Source organism: Azospirillum aestuarii, from assembly GCF_016632405.1.
Taxonomy (GTDB): Bacteria; Pseudomonadota; Alphaproteobacteria; order Azospirillales; family Azospirillaceae; genus Azospirillum; species Azospirillum aestuarii.
Map to the genome: position 1 here is coordinate 151557 of NZ_JAEPIV010000012.1, position 21521 is coordinate 173077.

The window sequence follows — 21521 nt, forward strand, 5'->3', positions numbered from 1 at the left end:
GCCTTCCCCCGCCGGCCCGCGTGCCGTTTCCACCGTTGCAAGGATCAGGACGCGGACAGGATGTCCGTGCCCTTCACCGTGGCTCCGCCCTTCAGGACGAACTGCGTCTCGCCGTTGACGCTGCGCACCTCCGCCACCGTGTCGGTCGTCACGGTGGCGGTGGTCAGCGACGCGCCGGCCTTGTCCTTCGCCGTCACGCGCACGAGGTAGGTGCCGTCCGCGGCGGCCGTGCCGTCGCTGCGCTTGCCGTCCCAGGTGAAGGTCTGCCGGCCCGTCTTCGGGCTGCCGGGGGCGCTGTAAATCACCTGCCCGGCGTCGTTCACCACCTCGATCTTCACCGACGCGGCGGCTCCGTCGATGGCGTAGGCCATCTCCGCCTTGCCTTCCGACAGGCTGATGCGGTCCGACGCGGCCTCCACCTTGCGGCCCAGATAGGCCATGTCCAGCCGCATGCCGCTGTTCTTCAGCGTGTCCAGCACCTGCCCCAACGTCTCGTTCGTCCGCACGCCCTGCTCCACAGTGGAGAGCTGGGCGAGCTGCGTCATGAACTGAGTGGCGTCCATGGGTGACAGCGGGTCCTGGTTGCGGAGCTGCGCGGTCAGCAGCTTCAGGAACGCCTCGTAATCCACCGTCTGCTTCTTCGCGGCGGCGGAGGGGGGTGTGGTGGCCGTGTTGGTGGCCGCGGTCGTGGTCATGGCGGGTCCTTGCGGCTAGACGGAGATGTCGACGAGGCCGTCGATGGGGCGGGCGGCGCGTTCGGGGGGCAGGGCGGCGGGATCGACGGGACGGAAGGCCCGTCCGGGGCCGTCCTGGCGCCCTCCCGTCCCGTCGCCCTGGCCGGAGAAGGCGAAGCCGCGCGGCTCGCCGTCGCCGCGCAGCGAGAAGTTCAGGGTGCCGCCGTCCAGCTCGAACCCGGCGTCGGACAGGGCGCGCTCCAAGTGATGGATGTCCCGGCGCAGCAGGGCCAGCGTTTCCGGGCTTTCGGCCTGGACATGCAGGGCGACGCGGGCCCCGCTCAGCTCGGCGACGACGCGGACGGGGCCAAGCTCCTCCGGCTTCAGGTCGATGTGGAACTCGCCGCCGCCCGCCTCGACGACGCGCACCAACTGGCCGGCCACCTGGGCGGCGGGCAGCCGCGCCGCGGCGTTGTCGCCGGGATGCGCGGCGTAGTGAGCCGCCGCGTGGGCCGCCGGCGGGGCGATGGCTGAAGGCAGCGGCGCCGCGCCGACGGGGTCCGCCGGGGAGGACAGCGCTGACAAGGCTTCCGGTCCGCCGGGCGGGGTGCCGCGGCCTTGCCCCTGGCCCGGATTCTGGCCGGTGCCGCCGTTGGACGCGGCGTTGCCGCCCGCCTGGGCCATCGCCTGTTGAAGCTGGGGGGAGGGAGCCTGCGTCGCGTCGCCCTTGGCGGGCGTCGCGGGGTCCTTGGCTTGGAACAGCGGGGCCGAGTCCGGTTTGGCCCCGGAAGCCGGCAGGGGAACGGACGGGGTGGCGGGTGCGGCTGAGTCGGTCGTGGCCTCCGGCGTCGTCCCGTCCGGCCCGGCGTCCGGTCTGGCGTTCGGCGGCGCCGCGGCGGTGGGCACCATGGGAAGCGACGCGGCCGGTTGCGGCGGACCGGGTTGGGCCGGAGCCGGCGGCTGGGGCGTCGCGGCGGTCTCCGCCGGGGGGGCCGTGACGGGTGGCACCACCGGCAGGGCGCCGGTCGAAGGCAAGGAGTCCGGCAAAGCTGCGGCGTCCGCGATGCCCGGCGCCGTGGCGGGCGGCGGGGCGGTCAGCAGCGGCAGGAGCGCGGCCAGGGCGGCGTCGGCGCCGGCCGGCGCGCCGCCGGTCTGGGCGGAGGAGTCCGCCGGGTCGCCGTCCGCATCGGCGCCGCCGCGCCCCGCCGCGTCGTCCAGCAGGTCGGCGAAGGGCGTGCCGGACGCCTCGCGCTCACCCGGCGCGCCGGGGGACGGCGCCGCGGTTCCCTCCGCGGAACGGGCGGGGCGGGGCGGCGGAGCGGCGATGACGTCGGAAAGGCTGGGCATGATGTCTCTTGGTGAGAGAACCGCGACCGGGTTCAATTCGTCGGCGTCTGCATCAGGCGGACGGGCAGCGGGGCGGGCGGCGGTGGGCGGTCGCCGGGCAGGGCGCGCCGTTGCAGGACGAGGCGGGTGACCTCGCGCGCCTTGCCATCCTCCAGTTCCGCGATGATCGGGGCGGAGCGGCGCTCGGCCATGCGGTCCAGCACGTCGATGATGATGTCGGTTTCCAGGTCGTTGAAGATGCGCGCGGCGTCGCGCGGCTTCATCGTCTCGTAGATCGTCACCATGCGCTTCAGATCCTCCTGCTGGAGGTTGGAGCGCTGCTGCATCAGCGCCTCTACGTCGCGCTTGATGGCGCTGAGCTTCTGGATCTGGGCGGTGGCGCGGGTTTCGGCGGCGGCCAGCACCGCTTCGGCCTCGCCGAGATGGCGGGTGCGGGCGGTCACGTCGGCCTTCTGCTCCACGATGGCGGCGCGCAGGGCCGGGTCGGTGCAGCTCGCCGCGGGCAGGGCGGCGTCCGCGGGCGAAGCCGCCGCGGTCATCGGCAGCGCGGCCAGAGCGGGGGCCGGCGCTGGCGGGGCGTCCAGGGAGGAGGACTCCGCGTCGCCCTTCAGGTCCTTGGCCCAGGGGCGCTCATGCTTGCCGAACTCGCGGTCGAACTGCTGGGCAACCACCGGCAATCCTTCCATCAGCGAGCCGAGCTTGAGCGGCAGCACCATCAGGATCGCCACCAGCGTGATGGGAAGTACGCGCAGCATGGCTCAGCGCTCCGGTCCGATGGCCCGCAGCCGGGCGTAGAAGGCGTTGGCGGCCTGCTGCCGCGCGCCGCCGGTGTCCACGATGGATTCGGCGGTCTCAGTGGTGGTCTGCGGGACGGGCGGCGGTTCCTCCGCCGGGCGGGTGGCGGCTCCGGCCAGGGCGGCGACGCGCATCGGGCGGAAGCCGTCCTCGTCCTCCGGCGCGTCGCCGTCCAGCGCGGGAGCGGCGTTCGCGGGGGCGGGCACCGGTTCCGTGACGGTGGCGGGGACGGCCGCGGACGGCGGGACCGGGCGGGGTCGCGGGCGCGGCGCCGGGCCGTCCTCCAGCCGGCGGACCAGGGCGCGGGCCTCCTGCACGGACGCCTCGATGCGCTTGGACGCCCGCTCGCAGGAGCCGAGCACCAGCGCCGCCTCCTCGGTCACGCCCTTGGCGCGGTCGAGCCCGTCGGACAGCTTGGCCGAGGCCTCCGTCGCGGCGGCGACCAGCCGCTGCACCGAGGCCTCCGTCTCGTCGATGGTCTTGGAGAAGGTGCCGATCAGCGCGCCGATCTCGGCCTGGCTGGAGCGCATCACCTTCAGCCGCTTGTTGACGATCACCAGGAACACCGTGGCGGTGACGAGCATGACCGCCAGAACGGCGTCAATGAGGAATGAGACCATCGATCAGCTCCTGCTTGGTCTCCAGGTCGGTGTCGATCTTGACGGAGATGTTGCCGTTGCGCTGGCCCATGTGGCCGGCGAAGAGGGGGGTGGTCTTGCTTTGCAGCACCACCGGCGCGTCGGGGTCGATGCGCAGCTTCAGCGAGGTGCCCTTTTCCCAGTTCAGCACCTCGCCCAGCGAGACCTGCGTCTGCTGCAGCACGGCGACGAGGTCCAGCTTGGCCCGCATCAGCTCGGCCTTCAGGTGACTTTCCCACACCGTGTCGTGGCCGAACTTCTCGCCCATGAAGGTCTGCACCAGCTTGCCGCGCACCGGCTCCAGCGTGGCGTAGGGGATGACCACCTCGGCATGGCCGACGCGGCGCTCCACCTCCACCGCAATGCGCACGCGGATCACCGCGTTGGTGGCGCGGGTGATGGTGGCGAATTGCGGGTTCGTCTCCAGCCGGTCGAAGGTGAAGTCGATGGGCGTGATCGGGTCGAAGGACTGGCTGAGATCCTGGAGGATGACCCGGATCAGCCGCTCGGTGATCTTGCGCTCGATGGAGGTGTAGGTGCGCCCGTCGATGCGCCGGGCGCGGCTGCGCCGTCCGCCCAGCAGCACGTCCATCATGCAGTAGATCAGCGCGCTGTCGACCGACACGACGATGTGGTTGTCCCACTGCTCCGCCCGCGCGACACCGACCAGGGCCGGAAGCTCGATGGTGTCGAGGAACTCGTTGTAGCGCAGCCAGTCGATGCGCAGCAGGCTGGCCTCCACGCTGGTCGAGGAGAACTGGCGCAGCGACGTGTTCAGCAGCCGGACCATGCGGTCGAAGACCACGTCCAGCATCGGCAGACGGTCCTTGTTGACCGTCGTGGTGCTGATCAGCCGTTCGATGGCACGGGTCTGCCCGACGGATTCCGTCTGCGGCCCGACGGCGAAGTTCAGCAGGCGGTCGATCTCCTCCTGGCTCAGCTCCTTGGTGTCGGCCATCAGGGTGGCGGCCTCGGACTCACCGGTGCTGCTGTCCAGGCCCCAGTCCAGATCGTCCCCGGTGCCGCCGTTTTCGCCGCCGCCGTCGTTGTCGATGGGAGTGCTCATCCGTTCCTCTGGGTCGGCTATTGGGTGAGAAGGCTGCGCAGCAGGACGTCGGACACCGTGTCCGGGCCGAGGATCAGGTTGAAGCGGCGGCGCAGCTCCTCGCGCAGCCGCAGCAGACCGGCGGAGCCGCGCAGGTCGTGCTGGTCGATGTTGCGCAGGAACTCCTGCTGGGCGTTGACGATATGGGGCATCGCCTGCTCCACCCGGCCGCGGTCCTTGGGCGCCAGCGCCAGCGTCACCCCGATCTTCATGAAGCGCGACGGCGTGTCGGGGCGCAGGTTCACCAGCAGCTCCGGCATGTCGAGCGTCGCCTGCGCCGGTTCGGCGATGGGCGTGCCCTCGAACAGCCGCGCCACCCCGTCCGGCCCGACGGCCATCCAGTAGCCGCCGAACCCGGCCGCGGCGACGCCGCACAGGGCGGCCGCCCCCAGCGCCAGCCGGGCCAGCGGCAGCACGATGACGTACATCCGCTGCCGGCCCGGCGTTCCCGTCCTTGCCTTTCCAGCATCTGTATTCATCGCGGCCGGCGCCTCCAAAATACCGAAAATTTGAGAGACTGTTTTAAACGATCAAGTTTTAGCGACTTCCTTCCGGTCTATCTTCGCGGCTTTTACTCCGCTTAAAAGTCATCCCGGTAGGTTGTGAAGGCTCACGGGGTGAACATTACGGTCCCCGCTTTTCGGAAACTTTAAAGGTGCGGGTGTCGTGACGGGACTGATCGACAATCTGCGGACGCTTGGGCGCACGCGCCTTCTGGTGCTGGCCGGCACGGGTGTCGGCATCGTCCTGGCGGTCGCCACCATGGCGGTTCTGCTGTCGCGGCCGCACATGACGCCACTCTACACCGGGCTGGAACCGGCGGAGGCCGGGCGCATCGTCAAGGCGGTGGAGGCCATGGGAGTGCCGGTGTCCGCCGCCTTCGACGGCACCGCCGTCCAGGTGCCGGAGGCCGAGGTGCCGCGGCTGCGCATGCTGCTGGCCGAGAAGGGCCTGCCGTCGCGCGGCGGCATCGGCTACGAGCTGTTCGACACCGACAAGCCGCTGGGCATCACCAGCTTCATGCAGCGGATGAACCGGCTGCGCGCCATGGAAGGCGAACTGGCCCGCACCATCGAGACGCTGTCCGGCATTGAGGCGGCGCGCGTCCACATCGTGCTTCCTGACCGCGAGGAGTTCTCGCGCGCCGCCCCCACCCCGACCGCCTCCATCGTGGTGCGCATGCGCGGCCGGGCGCCGCTGGAGCGGCGGCAGGCGCTGTCCATCCGCCACCTAGTCTCCGCCGCTGTACCAAACCTGAAGCCGAGCGCGGTCACCGTGCTCGACGCCTCCGGCGAGGTGCTGCTGACCGAGGAGGACGGCGACGCCCGGTCCTCGGCGAAGGTCGACGGGCTGCGCGCCGGCCACGAGACGCGCATCTCCCGCGCCATCGAGCAGATGCTGGTGGCGCGGCTGGGGCAGGGGAATGTTCGCGTTCAGGTTGCTGTCGATGTCGAAACCAAGCGCGAGGTCGTGCGCAGCCAGAGCTTCGACCCGAACAGCCAGGTCGTCCGCTCCACCCAGACGGTGCAGGAGCAGGACCGCAGCCTGGACAGCACGGGCGAGCCGCCGGTCACCGCCGAGCAGAACCTGCCGCAGCGCGAGGTCCGCGCCCAGGCCCAGAACAACCGCTCCTCCTCCGACTCCAAGCGCCAGGAGGAGACGGTCAATTACGAGATTTCCAACGTCGCCCGCGAAACCGTGATCGAGCCGGGCGACATCCGCCGGGTCAGCGTCGCCGTGCTGGTCAACGGCACCTGGGCGACCGCGCAGGACGGCACGCGCAGCTACGAGGCGCGCTCGCCCGAGGAGCTGCAGCGCATCACCGAGCTGGTGCGCTCCGCCATGGGCTTCAGCGAGGCGCGCGGCGACCGGGTGACCGTCGACAACCTGGAGTTCGTCAACCTCGCCCCCGAGCTGGGCGCCCGCGAGCCGATGGCGGAGATCGTCGACACGCTCAGCCGCAACGTGATGACGCTGATCCAGTGGGTGATCCTGCTGGTGCTCTGCGGGCTGCTGATCGTGCTCGGGCTGCGCCCGCTGATCCGCCGCGTCTTCCCGGCGCCGGAGCCGGTGGCGGCGGAAGCGGCTGCCCCGGCGCTGGCCGCCGGAGCGGCGATGCCGCAGCTCACCGGTCCGGCCATGGGCAGCGATCCCGCCATGCAGGCGGCCCAGCTCACCGACGCGGGCGAGCAGGCAACCGCGGCCCTGCCGGGCATCGAGGAGACGATGGACCAGCTCATCGAGCTGCGCACGGTGGAGGGCCGGGTGCGCGCCTCCTCCATCCGCCGGCTGGGCGACATCGTGGACCAGTACCCGGATGAGGCGATCGATATCCTGCGCTCCTGGCTCTACGAGGAGGCGGTCTGATGGGCTACCCGCGCTACCGCTTCGACCTGCGCTTCGACAGCACGGCCCAGGCCGCGGCGCAGGCGGCGGCGGAGTTCGGCGTTGCTCCCGAACCGGACCCCATCGACCCGCTCGACGAGATCGTCCATTCCGAACGCCACCTCCAGGCCGCCGTCTACGGCGCCGAAGTCCGCGCCTTTGCCGAGGGGGTGGAGCAGGGCCGGCGCGAAGGGGCGGCGGAGGCCGCGGCGCGCACCGACGCCGCGCTGGCGCAGGCGCTCTCCCATCTCGACGAGCAATTGGCTGCCCTGGACGACCGTTTCACCGACGCCCTGCGCGGGGTGGAGGCGCAAGGGTCGGCGGTGATGCTGGCGCTCGTCCGCCGCCTCGCCCCGGCGCTGCTGGAGCGCATCGGCGCGGCGGAGACCGAACGGCTCGCCACGGATGCCCTGCGTCTGGCCGGCGGGTCGCCGCGGCTGCGGCTGCGCGTCCATCCCGATCTGGCGGAGCCCGTTCGCGCCAAGCTGGCCGACCCGGACTCCCTTGGCTTCAAAGGCTCGCTGGAGGTCGTCGCCGACGCATCCCTGCCGCCCGGCGGGCTCGACGCCGCCTGGGAGGCCGGGGGCCTGCGCTACGACCCGGCAGCGGTGGAGCGCGCCGTCGACGGCCTGTGCGACCGCGCGCTGGCTGCCCTGTCCACCGAACATGACCTCTTCACCGACACGGAAAGCACCGCATCATGGCCCCACTGAACCTCGACGTTCTGGAAGACGACGCCAAGCCCGCCGAGAAGGACGCCGCCGGCATCCCCGCCGCGGCGGTCGCCGGAGGCTCGATGAACGCCATCTACAACGTCCCGGTGGACGTGCAGGTGGTGCTCGGCCGCACCAGCATGCTGGTGGCGCAGCTCCTGAAGCTCGGCCGCGGCGCCGTGGTGGAGCTGGAGCGCAAGGTGGACGAGCCGGTGGAGGTCCTGGTGAACCACCGTCTGGTCGCCCGTGGCGAGGTGGTGATCGTCGAGGACCAGCGGCTGGGCGTCACGTTGACCGAGATCGTGCGCACCGATCTGGCGATCGATTGACACCCCCGGCACCGCATCCACGGGTTCCCGCCATGATCCGACGCCTGTCCTTGTACGGCCTTCCCGCCGCGCTCGCCGTTCTGCTTCCCGCGGCGGCCTGGGCGCAGAGCGGCGGGCTGGACCTGTCCTCCATCGGCAGCGCCCTCGGCGGCGCCACGGGGGAGAGCGGGTCGCTGTCCGGGCGCGTCATCCAGGGCATCGTCCTGCTGACGGTGCTCAGCGTGGCGCCGGGCCTGCTGGTCATGGCGACCTCCTTCACCCGGATCATCGTCGTGCTGTCGCTGCTGCGCTCGGCGCTCGGGCTTCAGCAGTCGCCGCCGAACATGGTGCTGATCAGCCTCGCCATGTTCCTGACCTTCCACATCATGGGGCCGGTCTTCGACACGGCGTGGCAGGACGGGCTGCGCCCGATGCTGAACGAGCAGGTGACCCAGGAGCAGGGGCTGGAGCGGATGGTCGAGCCCTTCCGCAACTTCATGGCCTCCCAGGTGCGGGACAAGGACCTGTCGGCCTTCGCCGGCTTCTCCGGCAAGCCGGAGGCCGAGCAGCCGAAGACGGCGGCCACCGCCGACCTGCGCGTGCTGGTTCCGGCCTTCCTGCTGTCGGAGCTGCGCCGCGCCTTCGAGATCGGGTTCCTGATCTTCCTGCCCTTCCTGGTGATCGACATGGTGGTGGCGGCGGTGCTGATGGCGATGGGCATGATGATGCTGCCGCCGGTGATGATCGCACTGCCCTTCAAGATCATCTTCTTCGTGCTGACCGACGGCTGGTTCCTGATCGCCAACAGCCTGATCCGCTCCTATGGGGGAACCTGACGCGATGACCGAGCCCCGGCTGCTGCCCGCCGTTCCCTCCGCCGGTCTGTCGGCGCCGCCCGCCGCACCCCCCGCCGGGGCGTCGGGGATGGCCGACAGCGTGACCGCCTTTGCCAGACGGCGGGGCGTCACGGTGGACGACGAGACGGCCGTCATTACCCTTCTGAACGCGCTCGACCCGAACCCGCTGGTGCCGCACCGCATGGTGCTGGTCGCCGGCAGCGTCCTGGCGAACGCCTTCCGTCACGACCGCCTGCAGGGCGACCGCCCCCTGGAGCGGGATGACGACTCCGACCACTCCACCCTGACCGCCGACCGCTTCTTCTGAGGTGCCAGCATGGGCATGCCGATCAAGATCCGAGACAATTTCAAGAGCCTGAGCGGGTCGGAGAGGACCGCGGTGATCTTCCTGGCGCTGGGCGAGGAACGCGGCTCCCGCCTGATGGAGAAGCTGGACGACGACGAGATCCGCATGGTCAGCCGCGCCATGGCCAGCCTGGGCAACGTCACCTCCAACCTCGTCGAGGCGCTGCTGCGCAGCTTCACGGAGCGCTTCGCCAACACCGGCTCCGTCGTCGGCTCCTACGACAGCACGGAGCGCATGCTCTCCCGCTTCCTGCCCGACGACCGCGTGTCGGAGATCATGGGGGAGATCCGCGGCCCGGCCGGCCGCACCATGTGGGAGAAGATGTCCAACGTGAACGAGGCCGTGCTCGCCACCTATCTGGCGGGCGAGTACCCGCAGACGGCGGCGGTCATCCTGTCGCGCATGCGCAGCGACCACGCCGCCAAGGTGCTGCCGCTGCTGGCCCCGGCGCTGCGGCTGGAGGTGATCGAGCGGATGATCCAGATCGAATCCGTGCAGCGCGAGGTGCTGCTGGACATCGAATCCATCCTGCACAACGAGTTCATGGCGAACTACGCGCGCACCCACGGCGCCGACACGCACGAGCGGATGGCCGACATCTTCAACCGTATCGACCGCGACACCATGGCGGACATCTTCACCGACCTGGACGCGGTGATGCCGGATTCGACCCACCGCATCCGCCAGCTCATGTTCACCTTCGAGGATCTGCTGCGGCTCGACCGCGTGTCGCTGCAGGCGGTGATCCGGCGCTGCGACACCGGCCAGCTCGCCATCGCGCTGAAGGGGGCGGAGGCGCTGCAGCGCGACCATTTCCTGTCCGTCCTGTCCGAGCGCGCCCGCATGATCCTCCAGGACGAGATCGAGAACATGGGGCCGGTGCGCATGCGCGACGTCAACGAGGCGCAGGCGGAGATCGTGCAGGTCGCCAAGGCCATGGCCGACGACGGGGCGATCGTCCTTCCGCAATCGGACGAAGCGGACGCCGTCGTTTACTGATGGCCGTCGTTTACTGATGGGTGTGCTCATGCCGGACGCGGTCGCCGAGGTCGGCCATCTGCTGGCGGTGGTGGAGGCGCTGGACCCGCGGGCGGCGCAGGAACTGCGCGGCGGGCTGCCGCGCTGCGATTCCACCTTCGGCCTCGGGCTGGCCTTCTTCCTAGCGGCGACCGCCAACGGCGCGCGGGCGTGGCTGGGGCCGAAGCGCTGCCGGTTGCTGGAGCAGCTCGACGGCGGCGCCCTGCTGGACGATCTCGACCTGGCGCTGGCCCCGCGCCACCGCCGGACCGCCGACGGGCGGGAGTGGCGGGTGATGAGCATCCCGGTGATGGACGGCACGGTAGCGGGCGGTTGCCGCGGCCTGCTCTGCGCCATTTCCGACGGGGTGGATCTTCAGACGGGGAGCGCGCTGGTCCTGCAGATGCGTTTGCCGGCGCTGGGGGCGGTGCAACTCGTCGCGGCGGGGGAGGGGCGGCGGTTCGACGTGACGCTGCAGACCGGCGGCGGTCTGTCCTCCGCCGCGCTGGCCGACATGCAGGACGGCTTCGCCGGCGCCATGGGCGACGCGGGTTTGGGCGGCGACCTGACGGTGGGACCGCTGGCCGGGGCGTGGCTGGATCTGGAGGAGGAGGCTCTCAGCGCAGACTGGTCGGGGTGAGGGCTCGACGCGACCACTTCCCCCTCACCCCGCCAGCCGTGCCTCGCCAACCCCGCGCCCGAACGCCGCGTAGCCCGGCAAGACCCGGCGCGTCGGCAGTGCCGGGGCAGGGTCCTCATGCTCGGGCGGAGCTTCGAACTTGTAGCCGCGTCCGTAGACGGTCTCGATGTAGCGGGCGCCGCCGGTGGCCTCGGCGATCTTCTTGCGCAGCTTGCAGATGTATACATCAATGACCTTGTCCAGCGGGTCGGCGCCGGACAGGCCATAGACCTCGTCGTAGATGTGCTCCTTGGACACCACGCGGCGGTGATGGGCGGCCAGGACGCCGAGGATGGCGTGCTCGCGCTGGCTCAGCCGCAGCCGCTCGCCGCCGACCTCCGGGTCGCGCCCGTCGAGGAACACCGTCAGCCGGCCCACCCGCACCGCGTTGCTCAGCAGGCCGCGCGAGCGCCGCCGCGCCACCTCGATGCGCGCCCGCACCTCGGCGCTGACCACCGGCTTGACCAGAACGTCGTCGGCCCCGGCGTGCAGCAGCTCCACCGTCGTCGTCACGCAGCGCCGGTCGAGCAGGCAGAGGATCGCCGCCCCGACCTGATGCGCGCGCAACGCCGCCACGCAGCGCGCCGGGTCGTCGACGCTGCCCAGGACGATGGCGTCGTAGCCCAGCCCGTCCGCCCCCTGTTGTTGCAAAAGTTCCTCCAGCCCCGCCCAATCCTGGCGGTCGTAGCGGATCTTCCCCATGCCGAGCTGACGGCCGAGGGCGTCGGCGATCAGGGGATTCGGTTCAACCAGGACAGCACGCATGGGGTTCTCCGCAGAATCGGATCGGCCAGGGCGATTGATTTGCTTTTTAGGAAAAGTCTTTTTTCGCGCCTGCAAACGTCATTCAAAAAACCAATCGAATTCCGTACTGTCAATCGTTGGTGTTAATACCTTGGCGGGAGCCGGGAGTCGGCGTTAAAGCGGTTTTAAAACCCGTTAACAAACATGATTTTGCAAAATTTGCCGACGAAAACAGTGAAAATACAGGACGAATTCTCGGCTCCGCTTTCTCCGGGCTGTCACCGGCCCTGGCCTATGGAAAAAAGGTTCCTGTGCGGGGCGCGCGGGACGCGCTACTGTGGCGGTGCAGGCCCGACTGTCAGGATAAGCCGCGATGACCGAGATGATGCCGCTCTCCAACGCCGAGGATACGCCGCCTCCGCCCGCGGCACCGGCCAAGCGCGCCACGCGGCAGCGCACGGCGAAGGCGCCGTTGGAGGAAACCACGCAACTCCTGCGCGTCTATGGGGATCAGGTCGCCACGCTGGGCGAACAGATCGCCAAGGCCGAGGCCGCGGCGGACAGCGAACGGGCGGAACGGCTGCGGGTGATCGCCGAGCACGCCTCCGAACGCGACCGCTGGCGCGAGGCCATCGGGCAGGTGGAGCGGGCACGCTCCGGGGAGATCGGGACCCTCCAGGGCGACCGCGAGGCGGAGCGCGAGCGGATCAACCAGCTGGTCGAGACGCTGATCGCCGAGACCTCGGCGCGCGAGCAGGGCATGGCCCGCGCGCTGCAGGACGCGGAGGACCGGCTGTCCGCCGTGAACGCGGAGATCGCCGCCCTGCGCCTGTCCCACGCGGTGGCGCTGGACCGGTTCCAGGCCGACCGGGAGTCGGAGCGCAAGCGCATCGGTGATCTCGTGGAACGGCTGATCGCCGACGCGGAGGCGCGGGAGCGCGGCTTCCGTCAGCGCATCGAGGCGGCGGAGCGCCGCAGCGAGGAGGCGCAGACGGCCTTGGAGCGGGAGCGCCGGACCGGCGTGGAGCTGGAGAAACGGCTGGAGCGGTTGACCGGCACGCTGGACGGCCTGCGCCGCGACCGCGAGGCCGAGGTCGCCGCCTACGAGGCGATGCGCGACCAGTGCCGCGTCCTGGTGACCGAACTGGCTCGGCGGCAGCGTCCCTGGTGGCGCCGCATGTTCCGTCGCTGAGCTTTACTCGTCATCTTTGTCGTCGCCGCCCCGGAAGGGCGCGGTCGCCACATGGGCCGTGGCCGACACCACGTCGCCGGCGACGCTGACCGCGGAGCCGGCGACGCTGGCCGCCGTGTCCACCGTGGCGACCACCACGCCGCAACCGGCCAGAAGCAAGGCCGCCGGGAGGACCAGGGCGGCGGCAAACAAGCTGGAGCGGGGCAGGCCGGAGCGCGACAGGGCGGGGCGGGGCATGGTCTTCGACCTTTGAATGGAGTGACGCCGCTCCACTATGCCCCGGACGCGCGACGGCGCGCCTGTGACCAAACGGCGGCGCTCATGCTGGCACGCCGCCGTATCGCTGCCAAGCGGGTCGTGCTTAGGGCAGCTTCTTGAAGACCACGCGCCGCATCGGCTGGTCGAATTCGGTCATCCCCTCCGCGTCGGTCCGCCCGTTGGCGGCGAAGCGGCGGCGGACCTCGGCCTCGACCGGAGGCAGACGTTCGCGCCGCGCCGGGTCCACGGCGGTGACGTGGCTCAGGTAATGATCGGCGTCGCGGTAGCGCACCACCGTGCCGTAGACCGTCTCGTCCACCGCCTGCAGCGGCAGCGGCGGGTGCTTCAGCGTGTCGTAGGCGGCGGCGCGCACCTCGGTCTCGTCCTCGATGGGCAGGATGACCTCGAAATAGGCCCCGTCGGCGATCGGCTCCACCACCACCAGCGTGCCGCCGGGCTTCAGCACCCGCGCCGCCTCGGCCATCGCGTCGGCCATGACCGCGAGCGGCAGGTGGTGGAAGCTGTTGGAGTAGACGACGGCGTCCACCGACGCGTCCTCCAGGGGCAGCGCCTCTCCTTTGCCGACGCGGTAGTCGGCGCCGGACACCGGCTCCGCCTTGCGGGCGCGGGCGAGCTGGCCCTCGCTGATCTCGATGCCGATGGCCCGCGCGCCGAGCCCCGCGAAATGGCGGGTCAGCGCCCCGTCGCCGCAGCCGACATCCACCACGGTCCGGTCCCGTGGGTCCAGAACCTCGGCCAGGGCTTCCTTCAAGGTCATCGTCGTCATGGTGCGTTTCCGTTTTTCTTGGTGGTTGGCAGGTGTTGAGGGCGTTCCGGCCACGGTGGGTCAGGGCGCGGCGTTCAGCGTCCGCCGGAAGTAATCGAGGACCTCATCGTTCAGCCGCGCGTGGAAGCCGGCGCGGTCGAAGCCCGGCGGGTCCTGCACCGTCGCGCCGAAGCGGGCGGCGGCGCTGGCCGGAACCGGCGTCAGGAAGGCGTAGTGGCCGGCGCCGGGAACGAGGTCGTATTCCGGTTGCCGGGGCAGCAGGCCGCGCACCCGCGCCACCTGGAGGGCGCCGCTCTCGTCGCCCTTCTCCGCCTCGTACAGCCGGACCGGGACGGTGACGCGGGAGAGGGCGCCGTCCCCGAACAGCGCGCCGACCGGGTCCATCAGCAGCAGCGACCGGATGCGGGGATCGGTGGCGGCTTCCAGCCGCTTCGGCGAGGTCGCGGCGGTGGTCTTGGCGCCCGCCGGGCAGAGGCTGCGGTTGTCCGGATGGTTGACGCAGATCTGGGCCAGCCGCCCCGGATCGGCGATCCCGCCCGCCGCCGCCAGCGCCGCATGGCCTCCGGCCGCATAGCCGAGAACGCCGATGCGCTGCCGGTCCACCCGGAAGCCCATGGGCGAGGAGTCCAGGACGGCGTCCAGCGCCGCGCGGAGCTGCAGCGGCAATTCCGGCCACAGCGGGACGGTGCCGATCCGGTCGCCCTTGCCGGCCCTGGGGTCCGCGTCCGGTTCCATGCCGCCGAGATGGGTCACGATGGCGGTCATCATCCCGCGGCGCGCCAGGAACAGGGCGACGCTGACCATCGCCAGACCATTGCGCGCCGGTCCCTGGGTCATCATCACCAGCGGCACGGAATCCAGCGCCGGCCCGCCCTCCGGGGCGACGTTCAGATGATAGGGTCCCCGGCGGATCGGCTGGACGGGATCGCGCGTCGGGTAGAGCAGCAGGATCGGCACCGTCTTTCCGGTGCCCGGATCGGCGTAGGCGATCTGCGACACCGCCGCCCGGAACTGGGCCGGCGTTTCCGCCCGCGCGGACAGGACCGGAAGCAGCCCGGTCATCACAAGAGCAAGAACCCACCGCCGTGTTCGCGGACCCATCGCAGCCCCTCCGGCATCACGTCTCGAAGCCTTCCCCGCCGGGGGGAGTGTGGCCGTCTTGCCGGCCGAACGGCAAGCACGACGTTTCCTGCCTGAACAATGGGGTCCGCGAATCATAGCGCCTTGCCAAGGAACGGACCGCGCTGTACCACGGCGGTGAGCCCAGCGAACCGCCAAGGCACAGGCCGGCCCGTCCCATGTTCGACAGCTTCCTTCTCGCCTTCACGGCGCTGTTCTCGATCGTCAACCCCATCGCCATGGCGCTGATCTTCAGCCAGGTGACGGCGGAGCGCAACCACGGCGAGCGGGTGCAACTCGCCACGCTGGTCGCCGTCTATTCGGCCATCGTCATGCTGACGGCTTTGTGGGCAGGGTCCTATGTGCTGAATTTCTTCGGCATTTCGCTGGCGGCGCTGCGGATCGCCGGCGGCTTCGTGGTGGCGGAGCGTGCCTGGGCGCTGTTGAGCGCGCCGGAAGCCCACGAGGCCCGCAAGCAGGAGCAGGCCGCCCCGGCGGAGGATGCCGGGGAATCCGATGTCGGGGAGTCGGCCTTCTTTCCCCTGACCATCCCCTTCACCACCGGTCCGGGCACCATCTCCGTCGCCATCGCGCTGGGCGCCACCCGCCCCAGGGGCACAGAAGGGCTCACCGAATTCTTCATCGGCGTGTCGGCGGCGGCGCTGGCCATCGCGCTGTTGATCTGGTTGTCCTACCGCTCCGCCGACCGGCTGGTGGCGCTGCTCGGCCACACCCGCGCCCGCGTGCTGACGCGGCTGTTCGCCTTCTTGCTGTTCTGCGTCGGCGTCCAGATCCTGCTGACCGGCATCCTGGACGCCTTCCCCGCGCTGGCCTCGGGGCGCTGACCAGCCCAAATCAGCGCGCGCGGCCCACGCGCTGGCGGGCCATGCGGTCGGCCACGGCGGCGGTCGGCTTGCGCTCCATGTCGGCGCGGGCGAAGATCTCGGTCAGCGTGTCGGCGATCCGCTCGATGTGGCTCATCACGCGACCGTGGTCGTAGCCGGCGCGCTCGTAATGGACGTCGATCACCCCGCCGGCGTTGATGACGTAATCGGGGGCGTAGAGGATGCCGCGGTCGGCCAGCGCCTGCCCGTGCCGGGCCTCGGCGAGCTGGTTGTTGGCCGCCCCGGCGACGACCGGGCAGGTCAGCCGCGGGATCGTGCCGTCGTTGAGGACGGCGCCCAGCGCGCAGGGGGCGAAGACGTCCACCTCCAGATCGAAGATGGCGTCGGCGGACACCGGCGTGGCGCCGACGCGGTCGGCCACGCGGCGGGCCTGCGCCTCGTCGATGTCGGCGACCCACAGCCGCGCCCCGGCCTCGGCCAGATAGCGGGCGAGATGCCCGCCGACGCTGCCCACGCCCTGGATGGCGACGGTCAGACCCTCCAGGTCGGTGCGGTGCAGGCGATGGAGCACCGCCGCGCGGAGCCCGACGAAGACGCCGTAGGCGGTGGAGGGGGAGGGGTCGCCGCTGCGCGTGCCGCCGCCCGTGGTCGCCTTCTCGACCACGCCGGAGACGTGGGCGGTCTCCAGCGCCATGGTCTTGATGTCGGGCACCCCGGTGCCGGAATCCTCGGCGACGATGTAGCGTCCGCCCAGCCGTTCGACGTGGCGCCCCATGGCGCGCAGCAGCGCCTCGCTCTTGTCCGTGCGCGGGTTGCCGATGATGACCGACTTGCCGCCGCCCAGCGGCAGGCCGGCCAGGGCCGACTTGTAGGTCATGCCGCGCGACAGGCGCAGCACGTCGCGCAGGGCCTCCTCGTCGCTGGTGTAGGGCCACATGCGGCAACCGCCCAGCGCCGGGCCGAGCGCGGTGTCGTGAACGGCGACGATGGCGCGCAGGCCGGACGCGGCGTCGGAGCAGAAGACCACCTGCTCATGGTCGTCGAAATCGGGATGGTCGAACAGCTGCACGGTTTCCTCCTAATTTTTTCTTTTTGAAAAGCGGGGATCACCGTGACGCAAAGCTCGGGCGTTGCACGCGGAAGAGTTCCGCGCGCCGTGCGGTGGTACGGCGTGTCCGCTTTTCCTTGCCCTGTGCTTCACCCCTGCATGGTCGGGCGGGGAAGCGACGGGATGTTCTCTTGAAGGAAACTAGATGCGCCTGAAAATGCTGGCAAGACGGACGGTTGGCCGGCCTGCAAAAAGCAAGGAGATGAGCGCCGGGGCGGTCCGGCGGCGGGAAAGTGTCGCGGACGGGACCGCGAACGATAATTTCCGGTCCGCTCTCAAAAGGGGGAAGGAGGCCGGGAACCGGCCGGGCGGTGGGGGGAGGCCGCCCGGCCGGTTCCCGCGGGGATCAGAATTCCTCCTCGTCCCCGCCGAAGCCGCCCCACGAATCCTCTTCGCTGGGGATCTCCTCGGCCACCTGATCGACGGCGCCCTGGGCCTCCTGGGCGATGGCCTCGCCGCCGCCGGAGAAGGCGCTGGACAGCGCGCTGCCGATCAGCATGCCGCCGGCCACGCCCATGGCGGTCTGCATGGCGCCGGCCATGAAGCCGCCGCCGGCCCGCTGCGGCTGCTGGGCATAGGCCGCGACGCGCGGGTCGCCATAGGCCGGGGCGGCGCCGGGCGCCTGACCCCAGGGCGAGCCGCCGGGGCGCTGCTGCGGGGCCGGGGCGGGCTTGGAGGCGCCACCGCCACCGAACAGGCCGCCGAAGATGCCACCGCCACCGGCCGCCGCGGCCGGGCGCTCCTGAAGCTGGCGCTCCAGCTCCTGGTTCTGGTTCTGCGAGGCGGCCAGCGCCTGCTCCAGCATGACGATGACCTGGGCCATCAGGTAGGGCGCCGCCGGCTGGCGGGCGATGGTGTCGCGGATGTGGGCTTCGGCCTGCGGGTCGCGCGGGCCGGACTGGGCCTCGGCCTGACGCAGCTTGGCGAAGAGGTCGTCAATGATCTGGCGTTCGGTCTGGTCCATGGCGGTGCTCGTGCTCTCGGTGGTTTGCGGGATGGTCCGGGCGTGCCCCGGCGCGTCGTCCGTGGGGCGGGCGGCGGCGTCCGGAGGGGGCCGGGAGGGTATGGGGAGTGTGGGAGAGGTCTGGGGATCGCGGGTCCATGGGAGCATTCAGTCCCTCCAAGTGCGGTCACGCCCGTCGGCGCAAGAGCAGGTGAAGAGATCCGACATCGCGACCACGTCTAAGTCGCCAGAGGGGCCCGGATCACAGGTCCCGGAGACGTGGGGAGGGCCGGGAAACCTGTCAAGAGAGGGGGGCGCCAGAAAAATAACGGAAAACAGCGCTGCGTTATTCCGGCCGGGTGCGCGCCTCGAAGCGGCGGCGGTCGCTCTTGTCGCTCAGCACGAAGGCGAAGGGGCGCAGCGCGTCGATGTGGCTGAGCGCGATGGCGATCAGGACAGTCATCGGCACCGCCAGCACGGTCCCGGCCGCCCCCCACAGCCAGCTCCACAGCAGCAGCGAACTGACGATCACCAGCGGGGAGATGGCGAGCTGCTTGCCCTCCAGCCGGGGGCCGATGAAGTTGCCCATCACCTGCTCGATCACCAGCAGCCCGCCGGCGACCATCAGGGCGGTGGACGAGCCACCCTGGGCCAGCGCCATCAGCACGGGCAGCGTGGCCGCTCCCACCGACCCGATCACCGGGATGTAGTTCAGCAGGAAGGCCAGGAAGCCCCACAGGAACAGGAAGTCGATCCCGAACAGCGACAGCCAGCCGATGTAGAGCGCCCCGGTGATCAGGCCCAGCGTCGTGCTGACCAGCAGGAAGCGGCGGAACTGCTGGGCGATGGCGGTGACCGCGGTGACGGTGGTGGCGCAGCGCTCCGGCCCCAGCGTCTTCACGATCTTCTCGCGCCAGACCGGCGCTTCGACCAGCATCAGCAGGGCGAGGAACAGCACGATGACCATCGTCGAGACGGCCTCCCGCGCCGCCGTCAGCACCGACGCGACGAGTCCGGACAGCGCCTCCGCCCCGCCTCCGCCCCCGTCGCTGCCGGAGCCGCCGCCTGAATCGCCGCCTGAATCGCCGAGGAACTGTTCGCGCAGCCCGTCGATCCAGCCGTTCGCCTGCCCCCACAGCCGTTGCAGCTCCTCGGCATGGCGCGGCACCTCGCCGGCCACGCGCTGGCCGATGAACCACAGGCCGCCGGCGAAGACGGCGAGCACCAGCAGCACCGTCAGCATCGCGGCGAGCGGGCCGAGCAGGGCCAGCCGCGGCGGCACCCGGTCGCGCACCCAGCGCCCGACTGGCGCCACGGCGACCGCCACGAAGAAGGCCCCGGCCAGCGGGATGAGCACCGGCGAGGCGGCGCCGAGGCCCCACAGGACGGCCAAGGCGGCCAGCAGGCCGACCAGCCAGAGGCCGAGCGTGATCCGGTCGATGGACCAGCGCCGATTGCCGTCCGTGTCCTCTCGCTGTGCCAAGGTGTCCGCTCCCCGCCGTTGCGCCCGTCGTTGCAATCCGCCGCCCGAGGGGCAGCATGAGCTTGACGCGGAACCGGCCGCGATGTTCCGCCGCGCCCCGTTCCCGGCGGGGGCGCAGAATTGCCGCCGGGGGGACGTTGCGGCGCAGCAGGCCCGGCACCAACTCACTGGGGCCGGCTCCGCCGGAGCGGGATTCAGCCTTGGGGACACACGCCATGGACCGCATCAACACGGCTTTCCTGTTCGACCTCGACGGCACGCTGATCGACAGCGTCTACCAGCATGTGCTGGCCTGGCAGGAGGCGCTGGACCATGAGGGGATCGAGCTGTCGGTCTGGCGCATCCACCGCAAGATCGGCATGAGCGGCGGCCTGTTCGCCAACATGCTGTTGCGCGAAACCGGCCTCGCCATCAGCCCGGAGCTTCTGGAAAGGCTGCGCCGCCGCCACGCCGAGGCGTTCCGCGGGCTTGCCGGGCGCGTCCGCCCGCTGCCCGGTGCGCAGGAGCTGCTGTCCCACCTGACGGCGGCGGGCATCCCCTGGGCCATCGCCACCAGCGGGCGGATCGAGACGGCGCGCTCCGGGCTGGAGGCTCTGGGCGTGGACCCGGACCGGGTGCCGGTGGTCACGCGCGATCAGGTGAAATACGCCAAGCCCGACCCCGACCTGTTCCTGGCGGCGGCGGAGCGGCTTGGCGTCCCCATCGAGTCGGCCATCGTGGTCGGCGACAGCGTGTGGGACATCCTGGCCGCGCGGCGCGCCCGCGCGCTCAGCATCGGGCTGCTGTCCGGCGGCTACGGGCAGGACGAGCTGGAGCGGGCCGGCGCCTTCCGCGTCTATGAGGACCCGGCCAGCCTGCTGGAGCATCTGGACGAGGTGGGAGGCCGACGCTGAGCGCCGACCGACGCCGCGCGCTGCTGATCGTCAACGGGAAGGCCCGCCAGGGGCAGCGCGCGCTCGACGACATCCGGGAGGAGGCCGCGAAGGCGGGCGTCACCCTGATCCGCGCCGAGTGCCGCGAGCGGGAGGACATCGCCGAGGCGATCCGCGACCATGCCGACTCGGTGGACATGGTCATCATCGGGGGCGGTGACGGCACGCTGAACGCCGCCGCCCCGGCGCTGGCCGACACCGGCCTGCCGCTCGCCATCCTGCCCATGGGCACGGCGAACGATCTGGCGCGCACGCTGGGAATCCCGCTGGATGTGCGGGAGGCGGCGAAGCTGGCCGTCAGCGGGCCGATTCGCCGGATCGACCTGGGCGAGGTCAACGGCGTGGCCTTCTTCAACGTCGCCAGCATCGGTCTCAGCGTCGAGCTGGCCCGCGAACTGACGCGCGAGATGAAGCGGCGCTGGGGCGTGTTCGGCTACGCCGTGGCGGCCTTCCGCGTGGCGCGGCGCATGGCGCCCTTCCGCGCCGAGATCCGCATCAACGGAAAGCGGCACCGGGTCAAGTCGGTGCAGATCGGCGTCGGCAACGGGCGTCATTACGGCGGCGGCATGACCGTGCAGGAGAACGCCGCCCCCGACGACGGGCAGCTGGACGTCTACAGCATCGACCTGCGCGGCTGGTGGGAGTGGCCCCTCCTCTACCCGGACTTCCGCCGCGGGCGGCATGGGCACTGGAAGAACGTTCATGCCTGGTACGGGCAGGAGGTGGAGATCACCACCCGCCACCGCCGCCCGGTGAACACCGACGGTGACATCACCACCCACACCCCGGCGCGCTTCCGCGTGCGGCCGGGAGCCGTCGCGGTCATCGCGCCGCCGCGGTGAGGCTTGCCCCCACCCCGGCCCTCCCCCGCTATCGCAGGGGAGGGAGCCTTTTGCAAAGCGGCGGCAGTTCCCTCCCCTGCGATAGCGGGGGAGGGTTAGGGTGGGGGCTCGTCTTCGTTCAGATTTTCGCAGTTCCGCCCCGCAACCCCGGCGCGACATTCCCCTCCATTCCAAGTGCGTTCGTGAAACAGTTCGCTGAGCGAACATAATCGCTTGCGGGCTAGTGGTATCTGGTATACCGTATCACCAATCCAAGCCGCTTCCCTTCTCCGGGGCAACGAAACCGCGGCCCAGACCCCTTCAGCCGGGGGCCCCTCCCACGCGAGGGGAAAGAAGAGTCAGGGACGGGAACAGCCATGCAGACGATGAGTTTCTCGGTCGCACCCCTGGATCAGGGGATGAGC

General features: G+C 70.8%; 24 protein-coding genes. 11 read left to right on the forward strand and 13 right to left on the reverse strand.

Annotation, left to right across the window (positions count from 1 at the left end):
• Positions 1 to 44: 44 nt before the first annotated feature.
• From JJL56_RS20230 to JJL56_RS20255, 6 genes are read right to left on the reverse strand one after another with little or no spacing between them, the layout of a single operon-like run.
• Complete coding sequence (locus JJL56_RS20230) at positions 45 to 695, reverse strand: flagellar hook assembly protein FlgD (protein ID WP_145626314.1); 651 nt, start codon at positions 693 to 695, stop codon at positions 45 to 47.
• 15 nt (positions 696 to 710) lie between these two features.
• A complete protein-coding gene (locus tag JJL56_RS20235) occupies positions 711 to 2021 on the reverse strand; it encodes a flagellar hook-length control protein FliK (RefSeq protein ID WP_200486080.1) in 1311 nt (436 codons plus the stop codon).
• A gap of 32 nt (positions 2022 to 2053) precedes the next feature.
• A complete protein-coding gene (locus JJL56_RS20240; RefSeq protein WP_145626316.1) occupies positions 2054 to 2776 on the reverse strand; it encodes a MotE family protein in 723 nt (240 codons plus the stop codon).
• 3 nt (positions 2777 to 2779) lie between these two features.
• The gene (locus JJL56_RS20245; protein ID WP_145626317.1) at positions 2780 to 3436 is read right to left on the reverse strand and encodes a DUF6468 domain-containing protein; all 657 of its coding nucleotides are present in this window, start codon (positions 3434 to 3436) and stop codon (positions 2780 to 2782) included.
• Complete coding sequence (gene fliM / locus JJL56_RS20250) at positions 3417 to 4520, reverse strand: flagellar motor switch protein FliM (RefSeq protein WP_145626318.1); 1104 nt, start codon at positions 4518 to 4520, stop codon at positions 3417 to 3419. Before fliM ends, JJL56_RS20245 begins: the two co-directional genes overlap by 20 nt.
• Positions 4521 to 4537: 17 nt before the next feature.
• Positions 4538 to 5038, reverse strand: coding sequence for a flagellar basal body-associated FliL family protein (locus JJL56_RS20255; RefSeq protein WP_200486081.1), 501 nt, complete (start codon positions 5036 to 5038; stop codon positions 4538 to 4540).
• 187 nt (positions 5039 to 5225) lie between these two features.
• Here JJL56_RS20255 and fliF point away from each other — a divergent pair, with 187 nt between their 5' ends.
• The 7 genes from fliF to JJL56_RS20290 are packed head-to-tail and all read left to right on the forward strand — an operon-like array spanning position 5226 to position 10825.
• Positions 5226 to 6926, forward strand: a complete 1701-nt coding sequence (gene fliF, locus JJL56_RS20260) for a flagellar basal-body MS-ring/collar protein FliF (RefSeq protein ID WP_145626319.1) — start codon at positions 5226 to 5228, stop codon at positions 6924 to 6926.
• Complete coding sequence (locus JJL56_RS20265; protein ID WP_145626320.1) at positions 6926 to 7657, forward strand: FliH/SctL family protein; 732 nt, start codon at positions 6926 to 6928, stop codon at positions 7655 to 7657. Before fliF ends, JJL56_RS20265 begins: the two co-directional genes overlap by 1 nt.
• On the forward strand, positions 7645 to 7986 hold the full coding sequence (fliN, locus tag JJL56_RS20270) for a flagellar motor switch protein FliN (protein WP_094305794.1): 342 nt from the start codon (positions 7645 to 7647) through the stop codon (positions 7984 to 7986). The genes JJL56_RS20265 and fliN overlap by 13 nt, the downstream gene beginning before the upstream one ends.
• 32 nt (positions 7987 to 8018) lie before the next feature.
• The gene (gene fliP, locus JJL56_RS20275) at positions 8019 to 8801 is read left to right on the forward strand and encodes a flagellar type III secretion system pore protein FliP (RefSeq protein ID WP_145626321.1); all 783 of its coding nucleotides are present in this window, start codon (positions 8019 to 8021) and stop codon (positions 8799 to 8801) included.
• A gap of 4 nt (positions 8802 to 8805) precedes the next feature.
• The gene (locus JJL56_RS20280) at positions 8806 to 9129 is read left to right on the forward strand and encodes a hypothetical protein (RefSeq protein ID WP_247876591.1); all 324 of its coding nucleotides are present in this window, start codon (positions 8806 to 8808) and stop codon (positions 9127 to 9129) included.
• Between the two features lie 9 nt (positions 9130 to 9138).
• The gene (locus JJL56_RS20285; protein ID WP_014200129.1) at positions 9139 to 10167 is read left to right on the forward strand and encodes a flagellar motor switch protein FliG; all 1029 of its coding nucleotides are present in this window, start codon (positions 9139 to 9141) and stop codon (positions 10165 to 10167) included.
• 28 nt (positions 10168 to 10195) lie between these two features.
• Complete coding sequence (locus JJL56_RS20290; RefSeq protein WP_247889467.1) at positions 10196 to 10825, forward strand: hypothetical protein; 630 nt, start codon at positions 10196 to 10198, stop codon at positions 10823 to 10825.
• Between the two features lie 24 nt (positions 10826 to 10849).
• Here JJL56_RS20290 and JJL56_RS20295 read toward each other — a convergent pair whose 3' ends face one another.
• Positions 10850 to 11629 carry a response regulator transcription factor gene (locus JJL56_RS20295; protein WP_200486082.1) on the reverse strand — a complete coding sequence of 260 codons (780 nt, stop codon included), beginning with the start codon at positions 11627 to 11629 and terminating at the stop codon, positions 10850 to 10852.
• A 352-nt stretch (positions 11630 to 11981) separates the two neighbouring features.
• On the opposite strand from JJL56_RS20295, the gene JJL56_RS20300 reads away from it, so the two are divergent.
• Entirely contained in the window at positions 11982 to 12800 is an 819-nt protein-coding gene (locus tag JJL56_RS20300; protein ID WP_200486083.1) for a coiled-coil domain-containing protein, read from the forward strand.
• Between the two features lie 3 nt (positions 12801 to 12803).
• On the opposite strand, the gene JJL56_RS20305 is transcribed toward JJL56_RS20300, so the two are convergent.
• From JJL56_RS20305 to JJL56_RS20315, 3 genes are all read right to left on the reverse strand, one after another.
• Positions 12804 to 13037, reverse strand: coding sequence for a hypothetical protein (locus JJL56_RS20305; protein WP_145626325.1), 234 nt, complete (start codon positions 13035 to 13037; stop codon positions 12804 to 12806).
• A gap of 124 nt (positions 13038 to 13161) precedes the next feature.
• On the reverse strand, positions 13162 to 13899 hold the full coding sequence (locus JJL56_RS20310) for a class I SAM-dependent methyltransferase (RefSeq protein ID WP_345772612.1): 738 nt from the start codon (positions 13897 to 13899) through the stop codon (positions 13162 to 13164).
• Positions 13900 to 13905: 6 nt separating this feature from the next.
• Positions 13906 to 14907 carry an alpha/beta hydrolase family protein gene (locus JJL56_RS20315; RefSeq protein ID WP_247889468.1) on the reverse strand — a complete coding sequence of 334 codons (1002 nt, stop codon included), beginning with the start codon at positions 14905 to 14907 and terminating at the stop codon, positions 13906 to 13908.
• A gap of 236 nt (positions 14908 to 15143) precedes the next feature.
• Between JJL56_RS20315 and JJL56_RS20320 the strand changes: the two genes are divergently transcribed.
• On the forward strand, positions 15144 to 15809 hold the full coding sequence (locus tag JJL56_RS20320) for a MarC family protein (protein ID WP_145626328.1): 666 nt from the start codon (positions 15144 to 15146) through the stop codon (positions 15807 to 15809).
• Between the two features lie 10 nt (positions 15810 to 15819).
• Here the strand turns inward: JJL56_RS20320 and JJL56_RS20325 are convergent, their stop codons facing one another.
• From JJL56_RS20325 to JJL56_RS20335, 3 genes are all read right to left on the reverse strand, one after another.
• Complete coding sequence (locus tag JJL56_RS20325) at positions 15820 to 16878, reverse strand: Glu/Leu/Phe/Val dehydrogenase dimerization domain-containing protein (protein WP_145626329.1); 1059 nt, start codon at positions 16876 to 16878, stop codon at positions 15820 to 15822.
• Between the two features lie 385 nt (positions 16879 to 17263).
• Entirely contained in the window at positions 17264 to 17881 is a 618-nt protein-coding gene (locus tag JJL56_RS20330) for a DUF2076 domain-containing protein (RefSeq protein ID WP_200486085.1), read from the reverse strand.
• 325 nt (positions 17882 to 18206) lie between these two features.
• Positions 18207 to 19343, reverse strand: coding sequence for an AI-2E family transporter (locus JJL56_RS20335; protein WP_200486086.1), 1137 nt, complete (start codon positions 19341 to 19343; stop codon positions 18207 to 18209).
• A gap of 215 nt (positions 19344 to 19558) precedes the next feature.
• Here JJL56_RS20335 and JJL56_RS20340 point away from each other — a divergent pair, with 215 nt between their 5' ends.
• Complete coding sequence (locus tag JJL56_RS20340) at positions 19559 to 20236, forward strand: HAD family hydrolase (RefSeq protein ID WP_145626332.1); 678 nt, start codon at positions 19559 to 19561, stop codon at positions 20234 to 20236.
• A complete protein-coding gene (locus JJL56_RS20345) occupies positions 20233 to 21117 on the forward strand; it encodes a lipid kinase (RefSeq protein ID WP_145626333.1) in 885 nt (294 codons plus the stop codon). Before JJL56_RS20340 ends, JJL56_RS20345 begins: the two co-directional genes overlap by 4 nt.
• Positions 21118 to 21521: the final 404 nt, after the last annotated feature.

Excerpts from the sequence above, each read along its gene's own strand:
- JJL56_RS20280 (WP_247876591.1), top strand. The coding sequence starts at position 8,806 with ATGACCGAGCCCCGGCTGCTGCCCGCCGTTCCCTCCGCCGGTCTGTCG.
- JJL56_RS20265 (WP_145626320.1), top strand. The coding sequence starts at position 6,926 with ATGGGCTACCCGCGCTACCGCTTCGACCTGCGCTTCGACAGCACGGCC.
- JJL56_RS20240 (WP_145626316.1), bottom strand. The coding sequence starts at position 2,776 with ATGCTGCGCGTACTTCCCATCACGCTGGTGGCGATCCTGATGGTGCTG.
- JJL56_RS20230 (WP_145626314.1), bottom strand. The coding sequence starts at position 695 with ATGACCACGACCGCGGCCACCAACACGGCCACCACACCCCCCTCCGCC.
- fliP (WP_145626321.1), top strand. The coding sequence starts at position 8,019 with ATGATCCGACGCCTGTCCTTGTACGGCCTTCCCGCCGCGCTCGCCGTT.
- JJL56_RS20290 (WP_247889467.1), top strand. The coding sequence starts at position 10,196 with ATGCCGGACGCGGTCGCCGAGGTCGGCCATCTGCTGGCGGTGGTGGAG.
- JJL56_RS20330 (WP_200486085.1), bottom strand. The coding sequence starts at position 17,881 with ATGGACCAGACCGAACGCCAGATCATTGACGACCTCTTCGCCAAGCTG.
- JJL56_RS20285 (WP_014200129.1), top strand. The coding sequence starts at position 9,139 with ATGGGCATGCCGATCAAGATCCGAGACAATTTCAAGAGCCTGAGCGGG.
- JJL56_RS20320 (WP_145626328.1), top strand. The coding sequence starts at position 15,144 with ATGTTCGACAGCTTCCTTCTCGCCTTCACGGCGCTGTTCTCGATCGTC.
- JJL56_RS20305 (WP_145626325.1), bottom strand. The coding sequence starts at position 13,037 with ATGCCCCGCCCCGCCCTGTCGCGCTCCGGCCTGCCCCGCTCCAGCTTG.
- JJL56_RS20315 (WP_247889468.1), bottom strand. The coding sequence starts at position 14,907 with ATGACCGGGCTGCTTCCGGTCCTGTCCGCGCGGGCGGAAACGCCGGCC.
- JJL56_RS20255 (WP_200486081.1), bottom strand. The coding sequence starts at position 5,038 with ATGAATACAGATGCTGGAAAGGCAAGGACGGGAACGCCGGGCCGGCAG.
- JJL56_RS20340 (WP_145626332.1), top strand. The coding sequence starts at position 19,559 with ATGGACCGCATCAACACGGCTTTCCTGTTCGACCTCGACGGCACGCTG.
- fliM (WP_145626318.1), bottom strand. The coding sequence starts at position 4,520 with ATGAGCACTCCCATCGACAACGACGGCGGCGGCGAAAACGGCGGCACC.
- JJL56_RS20295 (WP_200486082.1), bottom strand. The coding sequence starts at position 11,629 with ATGCGTGCTGTCCTGGTTGAACCGAATCCCCTGATCGCCGACGCCCTC.
- JJL56_RS20300 (WP_200486083.1), top strand. The coding sequence starts at position 11,982 with ATGACCGAGATGATGCCGCTCTCCAACGCCGAGGATACGCCGCCTCCG.
- JJL56_RS20235 (WP_200486080.1), bottom strand. The coding sequence starts at position 2,021 with ATGCCCAGCCTTTCCGACGTCATCGCCGCTCCGCCGCCCCGCCCCGCC.
- JJL56_RS20245 (WP_145626317.1), bottom strand. The coding sequence starts at position 3,436 with ATGGTCTCATTCCTCATTGACGCCGTTCTGGCGGTCATGCTCGTCACC.
- fliN (WP_094305794.1), top strand. The coding sequence starts at position 7,645 with ATGGCCCCACTGAACCTCGACGTTCTGGAAGACGACGCCAAGCCCGCC.